Genomic DNA, 17,681 nt, shown 5'->3' with positions numbered 1-17,681 from the left:
ATGAGAATACCGCTCCTCCGCATCCCATCATCCCCCGTATCATCATTTTTCCCCCCATATCGTCATTTCGAGCGAAGCGAGAAATCTTCCTTGCACACCGGTAAAACGTAGACTGTGAGATATCGATACGGCAAAAAAATTTTGCGTTTCCTCACCAATGCAGAACGCCGCTATCACGTTAAGATCCCTCGGCTCTGCTTTCGATGACGATACGGGAGAACGGGCTATCTCACATCCCCTTTCATCCCTTCTCGTAGAAGGCTGCCCCTGCGGGGCAGATCTATCCTCCGACTTCGGCGCGCCCCTTCTTCAAGGGGCTACTCTACTGGCATGCAAAAACGCAATCTGCGAGAGAAATCAGTATAGTCCGAAATACGAGAATACCGCTTCCCTCACATTCCCTTTCACCCCGCTGCGGGAGCCAACCTCCGCCCCTTCGGGGCACCTCCTTCCAACGAGAGGAGGGAGAATGCCGCCCACCGCCGCCTTCCCCATATGGGGAGAGTGGCGATAGGAGAGTACCCCTTTTTCCCCCTATCGTCATTTCGAGCGAATGCGAGAAATCTTTTTCGTTCGCGGTCAGGCAAAATGGGAGGACAACGGAAAACGGGAAGCACCGTGTTCCTTAAGACTTGCAATCACGATGTTTCCCGCAAACTGATTCATACAGGAAACAGAAAACGGCAAACGAAAAAGATCCCTCGGCTCCGCTCGGGATGACGATACGAGAGTGCGCTTTCCTCACGTTTCTTTTCATCCCACTGCGAGAGCCAACCTCCGCCCCTTCGAACCGCCTCCTTCCAGCGGAAGGAGGGAACGATGCGAGAGTCCCCCTTTCCTCAAAGAGGATACAAAAAAACGCAGCCCCTGCGGGCTGCGCTTTCTGATTTCAAAAACTACACATTGAAGCGGAAGTAGGCGATATCCCCATCCTGGATGATATAGTCCTTCCCTTCGACACGGAGGAGACCTTTTTCACGGACCGTCGTATACGAGCCGCATTCCATCAGGTCTTTGTAGGAGACGATCTCCGCACGGATGAAACCTCTCTCGATATCGCTGTGGATCTTGCCGGCGGCCTTCGGTGCTTTCGTCCCTTCACGGACCGTCCAAGAACGACATTCATCCGGTCCGACGGTGAAGAAATTGATGAGTCCCAGCATAGAGTACGCACTGCGGATCAGGCGATTCAGGCCAGGCTCCTCTTCGCCCAGATCGGCCAAGAAAGCCTTCGCCTCTTCGGCATCCAGTTCGGAGACCTCCTGCTCGATCTCCGCAGAGATCGGCACCCACTTGGCGCCTTCCTTTTCTGCCTGCGCCGCTGCCTTTTGGACGAAAGGATTCGCTTCCGGATCCGCGATGTCATCTTCCGCGACATTCAGCACATAAAGGACAGGCTTCAGCGTGATGAGATTCAGCTCCTTCAAGACCTCCAGATCATCTTCCGAGAGATCAAGGGCTCTTGCCGGCGTCCCTTCCTGCAGCGCATCGAATACCTTTTCAAGCACCGGCAGATCGAGCTTCGCCTGCTTGATCCCTGCCTGCGCGAGCTTCGCCGTCTTGACCTTCTTCTTGTCGACACTCTCCAGATCCGCCAGACACAGCTCCGTATTGATGATATCCATATCACGGACAGGATCGATAGAGCCTTCTACGTGCGTGATATTTCCATCCTCGAAGCAGCGGACAACATGCGCGATGGCATCCGTCTCACGGATATGCGAGAGGAACTGATTTCCCAGACCCTCGCCCTTGGACGCGCCCGCTACGAGGCCGGCGATATCGACGAAACGAGTGAACGCCGGCGTCGTCTTCTTCGGCTGGAACATCTTCGCCAGATCATAGATACGATGATCCGGGACCTCTACGACGCCCACATTCGGCTCGATGGTGCAGAAAGGAAAATTCGCCGCTTCTGCTCCGGCTTTTGTGATGGCATTGAACAGCGTGCTCTTCCCTACATTCGGAAGGCCGACAATGCCGATCTGCAGATTCGTACTCATGGATACTCCTTGTAAATATAGGTTCAGGGATCAGAAGTGACCGATGACTGAACGCGAAAGCGCCACCCCTCATTCCCAATTCGGGAAAAGCGATCTTCTCATTTCTCAATGCCTGAGCCGATCACTCTCTTCCCTCCCCCTTCAATTTATCTGGCAGCCAGTGCCTTCTTCATGCGTTCTACCGCTTCCTTCGTCAGCTCCGGCGTATTGAAAGACGTCAGACGGACATAGCCTTCCCCGCACGGACCGAAGCCGGAGCCCGGCGTGCAGATGATTTCCGCCTCATTCAGCAGGAAATCAAAGAAATCCCAGCTCGTCATACCTTCCGGCACCGTCAGCCATACATATGGGCTGTTCACGCCGCCGCAGGCAGGAAGACCAGCTTCCTTCGCACCGGCCAAGATGACCGCAGCATTCTTTCTATAGATATCCAGCGTTTCCTGGATCTGCTTCTGGCCTTCTTCGGTGTAGATCGCTTCCGCGCCGCGTTGCACGATATAAGAGCAGCCATTGAACTTCGTGCACTGGCGGCGATCCCACAGCTGGTTTGCCGAGATCTTCTCACCCTTCTTCGTTTCCAGCATCAGCTCCTTCGGAACGACGCAGTACCCGCAGCGGACGCCGGTGAAGCCAGCCGTCTTCGAGTACGAACGGAACTCGATAGCGACTTCCTTCGCCCCTTCGATCTCATAAATGCTGTGCGGCACGTCATCTTCCGTGATGAATGCTTCATACGCAGCATCGAAGAAAATGACAGAGCCCGTCTGCTGTGCATAGCGTACCCATACCGTCAGATCCTTCTTCGTCAGCGCAGAACCGGTCGGGTTATTCGGCGAGCACAGATAAATGATCATGGGATCATGAGACGGCAGATTTGCCTTGAAGCCGCATTCTTCATAGCACGGCAGATATTCGAAGCGTTCATACGCCCCGCGAACATATTTACCGCTTCTGCCCGCCATGACATTGCTGTCCACATAGACCGGATACACCGGGTCAGTGATCGCGACGATATCGGATTCTGCAAAGATCTCCTGCATATTGCCGACATCGCACTTTGCGCCGTCGCTGACAAAGATCTCGTCTGGGGAAATATCGCATCCGCGATCCTGGAAATCATGCTTCGCGATCGCTTCACGCAGGAAGAGATAGCCCTGCTCCGGACCATAGCCGCGGAACGTCTCCACATGTCCCATTTCCTCGACAGCCTTCTTCATCGCTTCGATCACGACCGGAGCCAGCGGCTGTGTCACATCACCGATACCGAGGGAAATGATATTCGCATCCGGATGCGCGGCTTTGTACGCCTCCTGCTTCTTGCGGACTTCCGCGAACAGGTATGCACCCTGAAGATTCAGATAATTTTCATTGCAATGAGCCATAAGTTTCGCCTCTCTATTCAATATTTATGTCAGTATGACTGTTATATTTTACCATATAGAGGAAGGAAAGGGAAATGAAAATGACGGCGCTGTGCAAATGCCGCGAAACGAAACAGAGTGACACAAGCGATAAAAAATCTCTCTATGCCTATAGGTATAGAGAGATCTTATCTTATACGATCTAAGGAAATGTATTTTCGGCCATCATCTTCTCTATCAACCATATACTCTCATCCACGTAACACTTTTCAATGCTATCCTACCAGTCCACCAAGAGCGGCAGCATGGGGCAGAATAATAGATTGGAAACTGGCTCACTTTTTATGTCATTCACACAAATCAGGATACAAACCATTTCGAATGAGTTGAATACCATTTGCCGTTCTTACTCCCGTAGCATACATGTCATACAAGGAGATTGGATATATTCGATTATTTTTTACTATTTTTAGCGAACTATACATAGGAGATCTAAAAGTCTCATATATATCCTGTTTCATTTCATCGCTAAAATAGACAACAAAAACTACATCCGGATTCAATTTGATCAATTCTTCACTACTAACAGTCCTCTCCTTTACAGGCATATAACCGCCCAATTGCTGAACCATATCTCCTACAAGCCATCCCGAATCATAATTGAAAAAGCCATTTCTATTTTTTTCTATTACCATTACTATCTGCTTTTCTCTATCTTCCGTTTTACTTTTTACTCTATCTAATTCTTCATGAATGTCTTTGATCATCTGATCTGTTTTATCTTTATGGGAAAAAATCCGCCCCATATCATCTAAGAATTTACATTCTTCCTCAATCGTTCCCTGGGATAATAAATGATTAGAAGTAGCTACCACATATGTTTTTATCCCTCGAGAATTCCACCAATGCGTTGATTTTCTGAATACGGAAGTAAAGGTTGACTTCCATCCTAATATAAAATCTGGTCTCTGCGCTAAAGAAGATTCGGTATTCAATTCAGCTGCTCCCGAAAAATGAACCTTTTTTATTTCCTCCGGATATTTGTTACTCAGTTCTTTATAAGCTTGGCTATTTTTTTGTAGAGATGTATCTATAACACAGTCTCCTTCTCCCAATGACAATAGGGTTTCTAAGGAATTACGCTCACTAACTATAACTCTAGTTGGTTTACTATAAAATGTCATAACTTGCGGATGACCTTCCGAATCATATGTTTGTATATCTTGGGGAAAATTTGATACTTTTGATAAAACAGGCTTATTCGAGATCCCATACTCTTGTGGTCCTTGCACATTATATTGATAAAGCCCTATTCCCATAATAATAAATAAAGTCACTACTCCTGTTATATATGCATTTCTTCTTTTTTTCATGCTTTCCCTCGTCTATATAATAAATACAGAGAAGTTTGAGCCATTCAAACTTCTCTGCTATTTATTACATCATCCTATTAAAACTTATATTTTGCGCCAAGCATGAAGCTTCTACCAGGCATAGCATAAGCACCTTTACCAACATATGGATGGAATTTAACTTCGTATCCCTCGTTAGTAAGATTGTCTACTGTCGCATAAACAGACCAATCCTTTGATACATTGTAATTTAATGCGAAATCCAAAATGATAAACCTATTAGAAGTGAAATATCTATCGTCCATTCCACTATAAATGGTAGTGGTCAAAGAAGAAAACCATTTCCCGCAAGAGTAAGTAAGATCTGCGATATACTTATTTTTAGGTCTAGTTGAGTTTAAATATGCATTAATTAACATCGAATCAATTCCTAAGCCTGGTTGGAATTTCATGCCTTTCTTCGCTGTCCACTGTTCATCGATGGTTGAATAAGATACTCCTAACCCCCAATGTTCATCGATTTGTTGATTGATTCCTAAATTAAATGCCTTTCTTTTTTGCTTCGCATTAACCGACTTAGTATCCCAGTCTCCGATTTTATCATCCCATACAGACTGTCTGCAAACAGCATTAGACATATCTGTATAATCATAATTGGCAAAGACATTGGTTCTATCCGAAATTCGTTTCTTTAAACCGATAGTATATGCATTCCCCTTATCATTTTCAAGCTTTTGATCTTCGTAAAGCATTGAGCTTGACTTGTAATCATTGGGGAGTAATGGTCTATTTATTTGTGTCCAACCAGCGAAAATGCTAAATCCATCATTAATAAGATACTGCGCATTAACAGCAGCTGTCACCTTAGAAAATGCACTGCCCCCATTGGTAGTCTTCCCGCTCTCACTAGTTGTACTAACAGCATTTGCATGTTGATATCTAAGAGATGGCGCTATTTCAAACTTGTTATTCACATGAATTTTATCTTGCAAATAACCATCTATTGTCGTTTGTTTTACATTTGTAGACGTCTCTCTTCCAGTCGTAGAGCTCACGCTAAAACTTTCATGACGTGATTTATCAAAAGTCCATCCTGTTAAAATGTCGTGCTTGCCATAAGATTTCCCGAGTTGTAGCTGTATTCCTCGATTGAAATCATAGTTTTTGCTGCGAGATGAATCTTTTGTTACCCTTTTAGCATTGACATAATCATTCCATTCAGGATCCCATGGCGTAGGAATTGGCTTATTTGGCCAAACTACACTATCTGAAGGTCCCCAAGAATTCCAATATTTATGCGATTGTTTATACACTCGAACAAAACTTTCCATCTCATTTTCTTTGGCAAATGAATACGAGAGATCAAAATCATTATTCAGGTGCGCTGTGTACGTTCTCTTAAATCCATTGATATACCAATCATTTCTATACCCAGGAACTTTGATATCTCCATATTGCTTTTGAGCAATAGTATCCTTAATGCGTTTCCAATCAGTTGGATTCATATATCTATAATCAGGAGGCGTAATTGGATATCCATCATTTGCTCCCGTATAATTGTATGAAAATGTCAGACGATGTGTATCATTAAAATATTTATCCAATCTAATATTAACTGCATCATCTTTAAAATCCGTGCCATGATTTGTATAATTTTTACCAGTCATTTGGTCATAATAATGTGTATCTCCCCCCATATCTCTCATGGCAGAAATAAAATATCTCGTGCTACCATCACTAGAAGAGCCAGACATATTGGCTCTGTAAACATGATGCCCCCATGAACCAGTTGCCAAATCTATAGAAGCTTGTGGTTTAAGTGCCCCTTTTTTGGTAATTATGTTAATTACGCCACCAGTAGCATCAGCTCCATAAACAGATGCACCTGGCCCTTTAATAACCTCAATTTTATCAATATTATCAATGCTGGTTACTTGATCTAGATTGGCTAATGCATTTGTATGATTCGTTGATTCCGATGCCATAACCCCACTTACAGCATTATCAATTCTACGACCATCAAGACAAATTACAACATGTTCATCACCATTAATTGTGACCGTTGTATTATATTGCGTACCTGCGCCATATTCTCCTCCATGATAGCCAATAGAATTGACTTGTACCCCTGGTAAATTTTTTACTGCACTGGTAATAGTTGAATAATGCCTTTGTTCAATTTGTACACTATCTATGACGTTAACGTCTCCCCCTGTACGATAATAAGACTGTTCCGTGATGGTATTGCCGAATCTATCTATTTGGCGATCGGCATCAACTTCAATACCATCAAGGGTATACATTCTAGCAGCTTGCGTTGCTACCCCCCCCCAGAATTGTCAACATGGCTGCAGCTGCCAAAATTCGGTAATTATTCTTCTTCATAGAATACCCCTCTTTCTAAAAACAATTGAAATCCTACCACCTCTCCCATGGATTCCTGTTTACACAGGTAAAGCATTTAGAGCCTATTTAATAAATAGCCTCTCTTCCTTTAATGCTTTATGATGGTTAAGCTAATTATATCACACTTCTTTGTTAATTCAAGAATCATTGACCGGCATTTTTTAGATCCCCATTGGCATTCATACTTCTTTCTGCATGATACACTTCTTAGCCAATATTACTCAAATCCATGCCTATCACAATGTTCACCATTCATAAGCTGGCATCAAAAAACAAAAAGTGACCCTCTGTCTATAAAAAGGGTCACTTTCATCACAAAAGCACAGCAAGTTCAATTCGTCTTACTGATCTTACCCCTTTTTCGGCTCTTCCCGGGCAGAACCTTCGAAGGGAGAAGCGTTTGAGAGCCGCATGACGTCTGATTTCCTTCTTTCCCTCTACCTAGGATGAGGAAAATCCGGTGACCGGACATCTCCGGGATGCTTTCTCCCGCTTCTGTATATAGCATCGTGGGCATACGAAAAAAGTGACCCATTCTCTTGAGGAAAAGATCACTTTTTTGCTATATCATGTTACTAATAACATTATGGGTTATTGCTTTACGTTAGTACCAACAGAAAAGCCGCCTTTACCCTGAGAAAGTAGACGGCTTTTCTGTCAAAATCTAATTGGGGCTTAACCGTTGCCGGATAGCGCCCTTTCTACACGTATTATACCATAGAAATACAATGAATCAAGTGAAATTTCTCATGCAAAAAGCGGAGCAGATATTTCTGCTCCGCTTTTTGCATTCTGTGCATCACAAAGACGCAACGCGCTATCTGATAATATCCATGGAGGCATTCCCTGCAATCTGGCACCAGCGCATTTCACGGTTCATGTCGTACAAGTACGGCTAAACTTCGCTCTAGGGTTTGTCGTGTAGGCGAATCCTGCATGAGATCTTTCTTCGCATGCTGCGTCTTTATGCGATTGTATTTCATCCACTCTCTAGCGGCTAGCACGCTTTCAAGCGGGAGAAAGGGAAATCGGATCCACCGTCTGCCATCTTTGCTCTCCTTTCCTATAGGTATGTGCACGAAGGAGTGCAAAAGTGGCTTTCAGCTCCCGGGAGGATTTCCCTCTCCATAACATACCATCGTGTAAATTCTTGGTTTTACACGGTTTGTATATGGGAAATTGGATCTGTTTTCCTTTTTTCACAGCACGCCGCTGCTATCGGTCTTTGTGATATATTTCGCTGGGATGGGATGATCGAGGCGATAGATGATGCTGATGGGCTGGGAACCTTCGTGAGAGACGATCTTCGCCGTACCGAGGAAGGTGTAGGCCATGGCATTGCGGTAGGCGTCCTGCTTGGCGCTTCGGACGAAGAGGAGGACGATGCCGCCGGTTTCTCTTTGGGAAAGATAGCGCTGTCCTGTCTTGGACTCGGGCGTGGTGGTGGACTGGCTCTGCCAGTGGAAGAGGTGGCGGTCGATGGAGTAGTCTTCGTAGAGGGTGGTATCGGAGAATTCTTTCTGCGATTTATTGAGTGTCACGAGGAAGACGTCTGTCGGTCGTGTGACGGTGTCACTGTTCGTATGGTCGAGGTATTTCACGCCTTCACGAATGCTGGCGGGCTTGGCAAAGCCGAGGGCTGCGAAGAGCTGGTCGCGCGTGTAGCTATCGTAGACTTCAAGGGCGCAGGGATAGGGAAGCTCTGCCTTTTGGGGAATGATATCGATGCGGTCATAGAGGAAGTCGAGCAGTTCGCTGATCTCTTCCTTGAGTGCTGTTTCTTTCGCAAAACGGGTGATGGCGAGGGCGGGGTCTTTCGGGCTGTCCTTCTGCCCATCGGGAAAGAGGGTGATCGCCCACATGCGCAGGTATTTCTTTTCCATGGGAGTGGGGTTTATCGGTAGGTTTTCATAGGCACGCCGCAGGAAGGAGATCCAACGCGGCGAATCTATGGTGAGGGTGCGGCTCATGGATCTGCGGAGGGCTTCTTCGAGGTCGGTCACAGGGAGCGCGGGAAGTATCTCGGCGTCCATGAGGAGCCTTGTATAGGTGCGCGTGCCATTGTAGAAAACGGCGGGCTCTACCTGGGTCGCGCGGAAGAAATCGGAGAGGGTCGGTCGGCTGCCGGTGGCAGCATAGAGTTCTTTCACCATCTCGATGTAGTATTCATTTTTCCGAAGGCGGCTGGCGATGTTTTCGAGTACCCATTTCTGTGCCTGCTCTTCGAGCTGAATGGCGCAGCCTTTCGGTACGTGAGGAAATCCTTCTTGGATCTCTTTCTTGATGATGACGTGATGCTTGCCGAGGAGCGATGCGAAGCGGCGGGAGAAGTCATACTTGCGGCTTGCCTGTGCGACGAAGTCGAGGACGGTGAGGCAGTCTTTCCCTTTCGAAAGGCGCAGGCCGCGCCCGAGCTGCTGGAGGAAGACGGTCATGCTGTTCGTCGGTCTTAGGAAGAGTACGGTATTCACGGACGGGATGTCGACGCCTTCATTGAAGAGGTCTACGACGAATAGGATGCGAAGCTCCCCTTCTGCGAGGCGTTCCCGCGCTGCATTTCTTTCTGCTGCCGGTGTATCTGCATCGAGTGCGAGGGCAGATATGCCGTGCTGATTGAAGTAGTCTGCCATGAAATGCGCGTGCTTCTTCGAGACGCAGAAGCCGAGTGCTTTCACGTCGCGAATGTCTGCGGTGTAGCGAAGGAGGGCGTCTCCGATGGCGCGGGCGCGCTGGCTGGCCAGTGCGCCTTCTGCGGTGTAGAGACGTTCGAGCTCGCTCGCGTCGTACTCTCCGCCTGTCCACTTGATCTCCGCAAGGCTCACCGGATCTGTGACGCCGAAGTAGTGAAAAGGGCAGAGAAGTCGCCGCTCGATGGCATCGGGCAGGCGTATTTCTGCGGCGATGTGTCCGCCAAAATAGGAGAGAATGTCTCCCCCATCCATACGCTCTGGCGTAGCTGTGAGGCCGAGGAGGATCTTCGGATGAAAGTGTGTGAGAAGGTGCTGGTAGGATCTTGCCGCTGCATGATGGAATTCATCGACGATGATCATGTCATAGTAGTAGGGATCCATTTTTTCAAAGAAACGCTGGCTGTTCAGTGTCTGAATGGACATGAAGAGGTGTTCCACGTGACTTGCCTGGTGTCCTCCGACTGCGAGCGCACCAAAATCGGGATCTTTCATGACCTGACGGAAGCAAGAGAGACTTTGTTTCAGGATCTCTTCTCTATGAGCGATGAAGAGGAGGCGCGTCCCTTCTTTTCTCGAGGCGGCAAATCGGCGATAGTCGAAGGCGGAGATCGCTGTCTTTCCCGTGCCTGTGGCGGCGACGACAAGATTGTACCAGCGATCTTTGCCGTGCCGTTCTGTATCAAGTGCATCCAGTATCGCCTGCTGGTAGGGGTACGGCTGGATGTCAAAAACATAGGAGGAGGCATCTGTCCCGTTGCTCCGCCCGCGTTCCCTATCGATAGCGCGATGGAGTTTTTCCTCATCTTTTTGGGGCTCGTAGGAGGTGAAATCCTCGGAGTGCCAATATGTCTCGAAGGTCGCGCTCATTTTATCGATGATGTGCGGCTGGTCCTGCGCCGTCACTTTCATATTCCACTCCATCCCTTCTGCGATGGCAGCGTGGGAAAGATTCGATGAACCGATGTAGGCCGTCGAGTAGCCGCTTTCCCGATAGAACATGTATGATTTGGCGTGCAGTCTGGTTTCTTTCACATCATAAGAAATGCGTACTTCTGTATGGGGCAGAGACGCAAGCACCTCGATCGCCTTCGGATCCGTCGCTCCCATGTATGTCGTCGTCACGATGCGCAGGTGTCCACCGCGGGCTGTGAAAAGGCGCAGTGCGGGGAGAAGCAGCTGAAGGCCGGAGAAACGGATGAAGGAGATCAGAAAATCAATGCGGTCAGAGGATGCGATCTCCTTTGTGAGCTCGTGTACCATCGAGACATCCTTCTTAGAATTGGTGAAAAGGAATGATCGCGTGAGTGATGTCGCCGGCCGCTCCCACCGGCGAGGCAGGAGTGTATTTTTCTTGTGTTCTAAGGATCTCAGCAGAAATGGTGCATTCGCCACCTCCTGACCGCCTCCCAGCTCTTCTGTCTTCTTTGCAAGGGAGGCAATGAGTTCATTCGTGAGTGCCAGCTGGTGGTCGACGCTGTTCTCCTCATCCCTGTCCGCGATGTCCTTCAGGCAGAGTCGTATCACCCGCTGCAAATACGAAGAGAGATAGCCCACGGCTTCCTCAGCATCCACATCTTCCTCTTCTGCACGCACCTGATCCTCGGCCAGTGCCTCTTTCAGCACTTCAGCAAAGCGCCGCGACATGACTTTCTCGTACACGCCATCTTTTAATTTTTCAATTTCAGTCATAGGGGTCATTGTCTTTTCCTTTCTGAGAAGCCAATAGACATGTAAGAGCTTTTCTATATAGTATCATAAAAATCTCTCGCCGTAGATGAAAAACAGATCATCCGATCTTCTCACCCACCGGGCAGTATACATCATCTGAATCTCTGTATTTACTGCGAAAATGGTATCTTCGCTATTCGTATGATCCATGAAATAAACTATATATTGCGTTATCCGTCTTTTCCCTCTTGCATTTTTCTCTAGAACGTAGTACCATATAGTCATGAAGCATGGACATATTTGAACATGTTCTCCGGATGGACGGTTTCTCCGATTTCCAGAATTCTCTAAGCGCTACGAGATCACAGGGAGAGCCGCACCGGAAGGGGCAGATCTGCCATATGCACCGTGCGTCATCGGATGGGTCAGCGGAAGCGTACAGCCTGCTGCCAATGCCCATTTTAGGCTGATAAGTAAGAAAAAATGAATATCCGGAAGCATGGCTTTGCCACTTCCCTGTCCTCTGCGAGGCCGGGTTCCGACGATAGCACAGGCCCTCCCGCACTTCGGTGCTCATGGACGACCGTCACCGATTCCGAGCTCCGCCTGCATCGGGCACAGGTGGGAAGCCTTTTCCGGATGTTTTTTTATGCCTTTGTAAGAAAAATCCCCATGGGCTATGGCATGACACATGCCGCAGCCCATGGGGATTTTTCTATTGACTTTTTGCTCTCACTCATTCGTGGCTTCTTCTCAGACGGAGTATCCTGCTTCTCGCGCGATTTCTTTCACATACGGGATCGGACATTCTATCACAGCGGCAATGCCCTCGATCGACATGTTCAGTTTGAGCAGATTTACGATCACTGTTCTACCTTTTTCCTCCATCCATTGCTCCATCCCTTGCTCCATGCCTTGCTTCATGCCGATCTCGATCCCTTCCTGCATGCCTTCGATTTTATATTTTTGGAGTTCCATCAAAAGTGTCATATATTCTCGCCTCATTTCTTTATGTTCTTTGATCCGGATCACTTCTTCGTTGATTTCTTTCGTCAATGCACCTTCTGCTGCTTTCCCGTCCACATAGCGCAGGAAGGCTGTTTCATCAAAACGCGGAAAGAACATATAGTCATAATCAAAAGCAGTGAACCTTTCGGATCACTGCTCTGGTATTTATTTCAGACAGAGTATCCCGCTTCTCGCGCTATTTCTTTTACATACGGGATCGAACTTTCTGTCGCAGCAGCAATGCCCTCGATCGGCATGTTCAGTTTGAGCAGATTCATGATCACTGTTCTACCTTTTTTCTCCATGCCTTGCTCCATACCTTTCTCCATCCCCTTCTCCATACCCTGCTCCATGCCTTTCTCCATACCTTGCTTCATGCCGATCTCGATCCCTTCCTGCATGCCTTCGGTTTTATATTTTTGGAGTTCCATCAAAAGTGTCATATATTCTCGCCTCATTTCTTTATGTTCTTTGATCCGGATCACTTCTTCGTTGATTTCTTTCGTCAATGCACCCTCTGCTGCTTTCCCGTCCACATAGCGCAGGAAGGCTGCTATATCCGGGTCAAGGGTATCACTTTCGCCTTTCGCGTTCAGGAAGATCTTTGTCGAAAGATCCCCCAGCTCCAGGCCTTCCTTTTCGATGCAGCGATGGCGGAAGGTATACATGGGGAGATTTTCGCCGAAGGGGTCGAAGGTACAGATGAAGATGATGAAGGACTCTTTCAGCTCTGTATAGTACTGCCCTTTTTTCAGCTCGTCCATATCGATCATGCCTTGATAGTAGCGGGTCCGCTTGGGGAGTTCCCCCTCGTCGCCATTCGTACATTGCATCTCAATGTCATAAACGTGGCCACTTTCATCGTGCACATAGACGTCCAGACGGATGCTTTTATTGTCGTAGCGGTTGTCTATAGATTTCTCGCCTTCAGGAAATGTGATCTTTTCAATCTGGATGCCCAAAATTTTTTCGATCAGGTATTTGCAGATTCGCTGGTTCTGCATAACTTTCTGAAAAAGAAAATTATCTTGGATGGTCAGCTCTTCCCATTGTTTGAATCGTCCCATGGCATCACCGCCTTTCTACCTGTATTGTAACAAAAAACAGAGAAAAAGCGAAGAGAGATTCCGCAATATACAAGCAGAAAAGAAACATTCTCTCATCATATTTTGTGTCTGTATGAGGGAAACAGGCAATAGAAAAGCAGTCTGCCGATGAAAACCGACAGGCTGCTTTTCTATGATTTTTATTTTTCCAGCTTTTTGAAAAGGCTCGCCATTTCGAGTGCATCCATCGCACATTCGAAGCCTTTGTTGCCAGACTTGAGGCCGGCGCGGTTGATGGCCTGCTCGATGGTATCGGTGGTGAGGACACCGTAGAGGACGGGGATACCGCTGGAGAGGGAAGCCATAGCGACGCCCTTCGTGACTTCGGTCGCTACGTGCTCGTAGTGATCGGTCTCGCCGCGGATGACAGCGCCGAGGCAGATGACGGCATCATATTTCCCGCTTTCTGCCATTTTCTTCGCTGCGAGCGGGATCTCAAAGGCACCCGGCACCCACGCAAGATCAACTTTGTCCATGTCGACACCATGACGGGCAAGACCATCGGCTGCGCCGTCGATGAGTTTGGAAACGATGACTTCATTGAAACGGGAAGCGATAATGCCGACGCGGATGTCGCTTTCATTGAAAAGTCCGGAAATGATATTCATGAGGAAGTCTCCTTTGGGTATATGTAACATATTTTATAAATGGTAACATCAAGGGTTCAAGGGTTCAGGGTTCGGGGTTGTTGTGGCGGCTGCGCCGCGAATATATGGCCGATGCGCCGATTCTTGTAAACTGAAATCCCCGAAACTGGCATTTCAGTCACCAGTCACTAGCCACTAAAATCCTATGCCTTCGGCTCTACGATGTCCTGGTCGAGCTTCAGCATGTGGCCCATTTTTTCCTGCTTGGTTTTGAGGTAGAATTCGTCTTCTCTGGTGGGCGCGATCTCGATGGGGACGCGCTCGGTGATGGTGATGCCGTACTCGCTTACGTCGTCGATCTTCTGCGGGTTGTTTGTCAGGAGGCGGATGTGTGTCGCGCCGAGATTTCTAAGGATCTGCGCACCGGTCATGTACTCGCGAAGGTCGGCAGCGAAGCCGAGCTTGAGATTCGCTTCGACGGTGTCATAGCCTTCATCCTGCAGGGCATAGGCGCGGATCTTATTGATGAGGCCGATGCCGCGGCCTTCCTGACGCAGGTAGACGAGGACGCCGCGGCCTTCTTTGGCGATCTGGCGCATGGCTGCGGAGAGCTGCTGTCCGCAGTCGCAGCGCAGCGATCCGAAGCAGTCACCGGTGAGACATTCCGAGTGGATGCGGCAGAGGACGGGAGATCCGTCATCGACCTTCCCCATGGTGAGGGCAACGTGGTGCTCGCCATTCATGCGGTTCACGAAGCCGTAGATCTCAAAGTCGCCGTACTTGGTCGGGAGTTTGGCGGCGGTGATGCGTTCGACGAAGATCTCATGCTTTTTCCTGTATTCGATAAGCTCCTGAATGTTGCCGATCTTGAGGCCTTTTTCCTTTGCGAGGCGGAAGAGGTCTTCGCGGCGGGCCATGGTACCGTCTTCATTCATGATCTCACAGCACAGGCCGGCGGGCTTGAGCCCCGCAAGGCGGGCGAGGTCGACGGTCGCTTCGGTATGGCCCTGCCGTTCGAGGACGCCCCAACGGCGAGCTTTCAGCGGGAAAAGATGCCCAGGGCGACGGAAATCTTCCGGCTTCGCTCCGTCTTTGATGGCTTCCAAGGCTGTCATGGAGCGGGCGGCGGCAGAGACGCCGGTGCCGGAGCCCTTGTAGTCGATGGACTCAAGGAAGGCGGTCTGGTGATTGTCCGTATTGTGACGGATCATCGGTCCGAGGTACAGGGATTCTGCGATCTCCTCGGACATCGGCATGCAGATGACGCCCTTCGCTTCGGACGCCATGCGGTTCACATTCTCCGGCGTGGCGAATTCTGCGGCACAGATGTAGTCGCCTTCGTTTTCGCGGGACTCGGCGTCCTGCATGATGACGATGTGTCCCTCTCTGATCTCTTCTAAAATATCTTCAATCGGGTCAAATTTAAATTCCATAGTTTCCTCCAGAAAGTGTCTCAAGCATGCTCATGGTGAGACCTTCTTCCGTGTCCTTTTTCATGAGCTGCTCCACATATTTTCCCAGGTAGTCGCACTCGACATTCACCGGGTCTCCCGGGCGTTTCCCGAGAAGGATGGTCTTCTCCCCCGTATGTGGGATGAGGGAGATCGTGAAGCGGTCTTTCCCCCGCTTCGCGACAGTGAGGCTCACGCCGTCGATAGCGACGGAGCCTTTTTCTACGATGTATTTCATCCATTTCTGCTCGACAGAGATGGTGATATTGACCGCATTTCCTTCTTTGATGAAGGAGATCAGGCGTCCCGTGGTATCGACATGGCCGAGCACGATGTGACCGCCCAAGCGATCCGAGAGACGGAGCGCACGCTCGAGATTCAGGGGCGATCCGACGCGCACCATGGAAAACGACGTGCGGGAAAGCGTCTCCGGCGTGACGTCGCAGTCGAAAGAGTGCGTATCCATCCGCGTCACGGTGAGGCAGGTACCGTTCACGGCGATGCTGTCGCCGAGCTTCGTCCCCTCGAGGACTTTTTCACAAGAAATGGTGAGCGTGCAGGAAGATGCTGTGGGCTTCATCCTGCGAAGCGTCCCGATTTCCTCTACGATCCCTGTGAACATGGCTCTTCCTCTCTCTTCAGCAGGTCGACGTCCGTCGGGCGCGTGGACTCTGCCTTTTCTTCTTTGGCTTCTTTTTCTACATACGCTTCGATGACGAGATCCTTCCCCGTCATCTGCGTCTGGATGTCACGGAGACGGATGGCCTTCGGGATGGTCGGTGCGCCCTCGCCGCCGATGAGCCCGGGCGCAGAGACGCCGCCAATGATCATCGGCGCGGTATAGATGCGTACCTTGTCGACGATACCGGCATCAAAGGCAGACGCGGCGAGCGTCGCGCCGCCCTCTAAGAGGATGCTGTCGATGCCTTTCAGAGCGAGCCCCGTCATGGCGGCCTCGAGATCGACACTGCCGTTCTCTTCGCTGTCCGTCATGATGATATCGACGCCCATATCCGAGAGCGCTTTGCGCTTTTCCTCATCCGAGGCAGTCGTGGTGAGGATGATATTCTCCCCCTCTTCCTGAAATACCTTCGCTTTGAGCGGCACGGAGAGCTTTCCGTCCACGATGATGCGCACGGGGTCGATCATCCCCTCTGTGCGGGCAGTGAGCTGCGGATTGTCAGCAAGGATCGTCCCCGCGCCGACCATGATGCCCTTGTAGCAGCCGCGCAGGACATGTACTTCTTCCCGCGAGTCTTCACAGGAGATCCACTGGGAGTCCCCCGTGTGGCAAGCCGTCTTGCCATCCAGAGACATCGCAGCCTTGTAGAGGACGAAGGGCTTGTGCTGCGTGATGTATTTCAGGAAGACTTCGTTCAGCTTCTTCGCTTCCTCTTCCATGAGACCTACCGTCACAAAGATCCCCGCTTCTTTCAGCTTGCGGATCCCCTTGCCGGCTACGAGAGGATTCGGATCCTCCATCGCGACGACCACGCGGTCGACGCCTTTTTCCACTACGAGGTCAGCGCACGGCGGCGTCTTCCCATAGTGTGAGCAGGGCTCAAGCGTCACATAGAGCGTCGCCCCCTTCGGATCTTCTGTCGCGTGAGCGAAGCAGTTCACTTCCGCATGCGGCCCGCCATATACTTCATGCCAGCCCTCGCCGATGATGCGGCCATCTTTTACGAGCACCGCCCCGACCATCGGATTCGGACGGGTATGTCCCATACCGCGCACCGCTAGCTCCAGCGCACGGCTCATGAATTTTCTGTCTTCATCGATACGCAAAAAATCCACCTTCCTTTCCTTCAGGGAGGTGGACAGCCAAAAAGTCTACCACTCTTCTTTCATCCGGACTCTAACCGTCGGCTCTGGGTTCTCACCAGATCTACTGCAGGACATCTGCAGCTCGTGGGCTCAGAAGATCTTTACCACCGGTGGGGAATTCCGCCCCGCCCTGAAGAGATATATTTCTACGTTTCTATTATAACAGATGACGCAAGAGGGATGCGTGTCCAGCGGCTGGTGACTAGGGACTGGTGACTAGTG

Annotated in this window: 11 protein-coding genes and 1 riboswitch; all 11 genes read right to left on the bottom strand. The window is 49.5% G+C overall.

All coding sequences use genetic code 11. From position 1 onward, the window contains the following. Nucleotides 1-896: 896 nt before the first annotated feature. Nucleotides 897-2,003 (bottom strand): redox-regulated ATPase YchF, encoded by a 1,107-nt coding sequence (gene ychF, locus ACGG9R_RS04360; RefSeq protein WP_022106109.1) that lies wholly within the window; start codon nt 2,001-2,003, stop codon nt 897-899. Between the two features lie 146 nt (nt 2,004-2,149). After that, nucleotides 2,150-3,385, bottom strand: a complete 1,236-nt coding sequence (locus ACGG9R_RS04355; RefSeq protein WP_390151936.1) for an LL-diaminopimelate aminotransferase — start codon at nt 3,383-3,385, stop codon at nt 2,150-2,152. Between the two features lie 326 nt (nt 3,386-3,711). Continuing rightward, a complete protein-coding gene (locus tag ACGG9R_RS04350; RefSeq protein WP_390151934.1) occupies nt 3,712-4,737 on the bottom strand; it encodes an ABC transporter substrate-binding protein in 1,026 nt (341 codons plus the stop codon). Between the two features lie 77 nt (nt 4,738-4,814). Beyond that, a complete protein-coding gene (locus tag ACGG9R_RS04345; RefSeq protein WP_390151932.1) occupies nt 4,815-7,019 on the bottom strand; it encodes a TonB-dependent receptor in 2,205 nt (734 codons plus the stop codon). Nucleotides 7,020-8,321: 1,302 nt separating this feature from the next. Next, a complete protein-coding gene (locus tag ACGG9R_RS04340; protein WP_390151929.1) occupies nt 8,322-11,501 on the bottom strand; it encodes a DUF3427 domain-containing protein in 3,180 nt (1,059 codons plus the stop codon). A gap of 732 nt (nt 11,502-12,233) precedes the next feature. Next, entirely contained in the window at nt 12,234-12,605 is a 372-nt protein-coding gene (locus tag ACGG9R_RS04335) for a hypothetical protein (protein WP_390151926.1), read from the bottom strand. A gap of 53 nt (nt 12,606-12,658) precedes the next feature. After that, nucleotides 12,659-13,555, bottom strand: a complete 897-nt coding sequence (locus ACGG9R_RS04330; protein WP_390151923.1) for an Rpn family recombination-promoting nuclease/putative transposase — start codon at nt 13,553-13,555, stop codon at nt 12,659-12,661. 179 nt (nt 13,556-13,734) lie between these two features. Beyond that, nucleotides 13,735-14,202 (bottom strand): 6,7-dimethyl-8-ribityllumazine synthase, encoded by a 468-nt coding sequence (gene ribE / locus ACGG9R_RS04325; protein ID WP_390151920.1) that lies wholly within the window; start codon nt 14,200-14,202, stop codon nt 13,735-13,737. Between the two features lie 182 nt (nt 14,203-14,384). Continuing rightward, nucleotides 14,385-15,614, bottom strand: a complete 1,230-nt coding sequence (locus ACGG9R_RS04320; protein WP_390151917.1) for a bifunctional 3,4-dihydroxy-2-butanone-4-phosphate synthase/GTP cyclohydrolase II — start codon at nt 15,612-15,614, stop codon at nt 14,385-14,387. Further along, the gene (locus ACGG9R_RS04315; RefSeq protein ID WP_390151914.1) at nt 15,604-16,254 is read right to left on the bottom strand and encodes a riboflavin synthase; all 651 of its coding nucleotides are present in this window, start codon (nt 16,252-16,254) and stop codon (nt 15,604-15,606) included. The genes ACGG9R_RS04320 and ACGG9R_RS04315 overlap by 11 nt, the downstream gene beginning before the upstream one ends. Further along, nucleotides 16,236-17,429, bottom strand: a complete 1,194-nt coding sequence (ribD, locus tag ACGG9R_RS04310) for a bifunctional diaminohydroxyphosphoribosylaminopyrimidine deaminase/5-amino-6-(5-phosphoribosylamino)uracil reductase RibD (protein WP_390151911.1) — start codon at nt 17,427-17,429, stop codon at nt 16,236-16,238. Before ribD ends, ACGG9R_RS04315 begins: the two co-directional genes overlap by 19 nt. Before the next feature lie 38 nt (nt 17,430-17,467). After that, nucleotides 17,468-17,601: riboswitch (FMN riboswitch) on the bottom strand. Between the last annotated feature and the right edge of the window lie 80 nt (nt 17,602-17,681).

Origin of the sequence: Dialister sp. i34-0019-2H8, assembly GCF_042846925.1 — a bacterium.
GTDB lineage: Bacteria > Bacillota > Negativicutes > Veillonellales > Dialisteraceae > Dialister.
This window is presented reverse-complemented; position numbering and strand designations above follow the sequence as displayed.

Coding starts and splice junctions, on each gene's coding strand:
- ychF (WP_022106109.1), bottom strand. CDS start 2,003: ATGAGTACGAATCTGCAGATCGGCATTGTCGGCCTTCCGAATGTAGGG.
- ACGG9R_RS04355 (WP_390151936.1), bottom strand. CDS start 3,385: ATGGCTCATTGCAATGAAAATTATCTGAATCTTCAGGGTGCATACCTG.
- ACGG9R_RS04350 (WP_390151934.1), bottom strand. CDS start 4,737: ATGAAAAAAAGAAGAAATGCATATATAACAGGAGTAGTGACTTTATTT.
- ACGG9R_RS04345 (WP_390151932.1), bottom strand. CDS start 7,019: ATGTATACCCTTGATGGTATTGAAGTTGATGCCGATCGCCAAATAGAT.
- ACGG9R_RS04340 (WP_390151929.1), bottom strand. CDS start 11,501: ATGACTGAAATTGAAAAATTAAAAGATGGCGTGTACGAGAAAGTCATG.
- ACGG9R_RS04335 (WP_390151926.1), bottom strand. CDS start 12,605: ATGTTCTTTCCGCGTTTTGATGAAACAGCCTTCCTGCGCTATGTGGAC.
- ACGG9R_RS04330 (WP_390151923.1), bottom strand. CDS start 13,555: ATGGGACGATTCAAACAATGGGAAGAGCTGACCATCCAAGATAATTTT.
- ribE (WP_390151920.1), bottom strand. CDS start 14,202: ATGAATATCATTTCCGGACTTTTCAATGAAAGCGACATCCGCGTCGGC.
- ACGG9R_RS04320 (WP_390151917.1), bottom strand. CDS start 15,614: ATGGAATTTAAATTTGACCCGATTGAAGATATTTTAGAAGAGATCAGA.
- ACGG9R_RS04315 (WP_390151914.1), bottom strand. CDS start 16,254: ATGTTCACAGGGATCGTAGAGGAAATCGGGACGCTTCGCAGGATGAAG.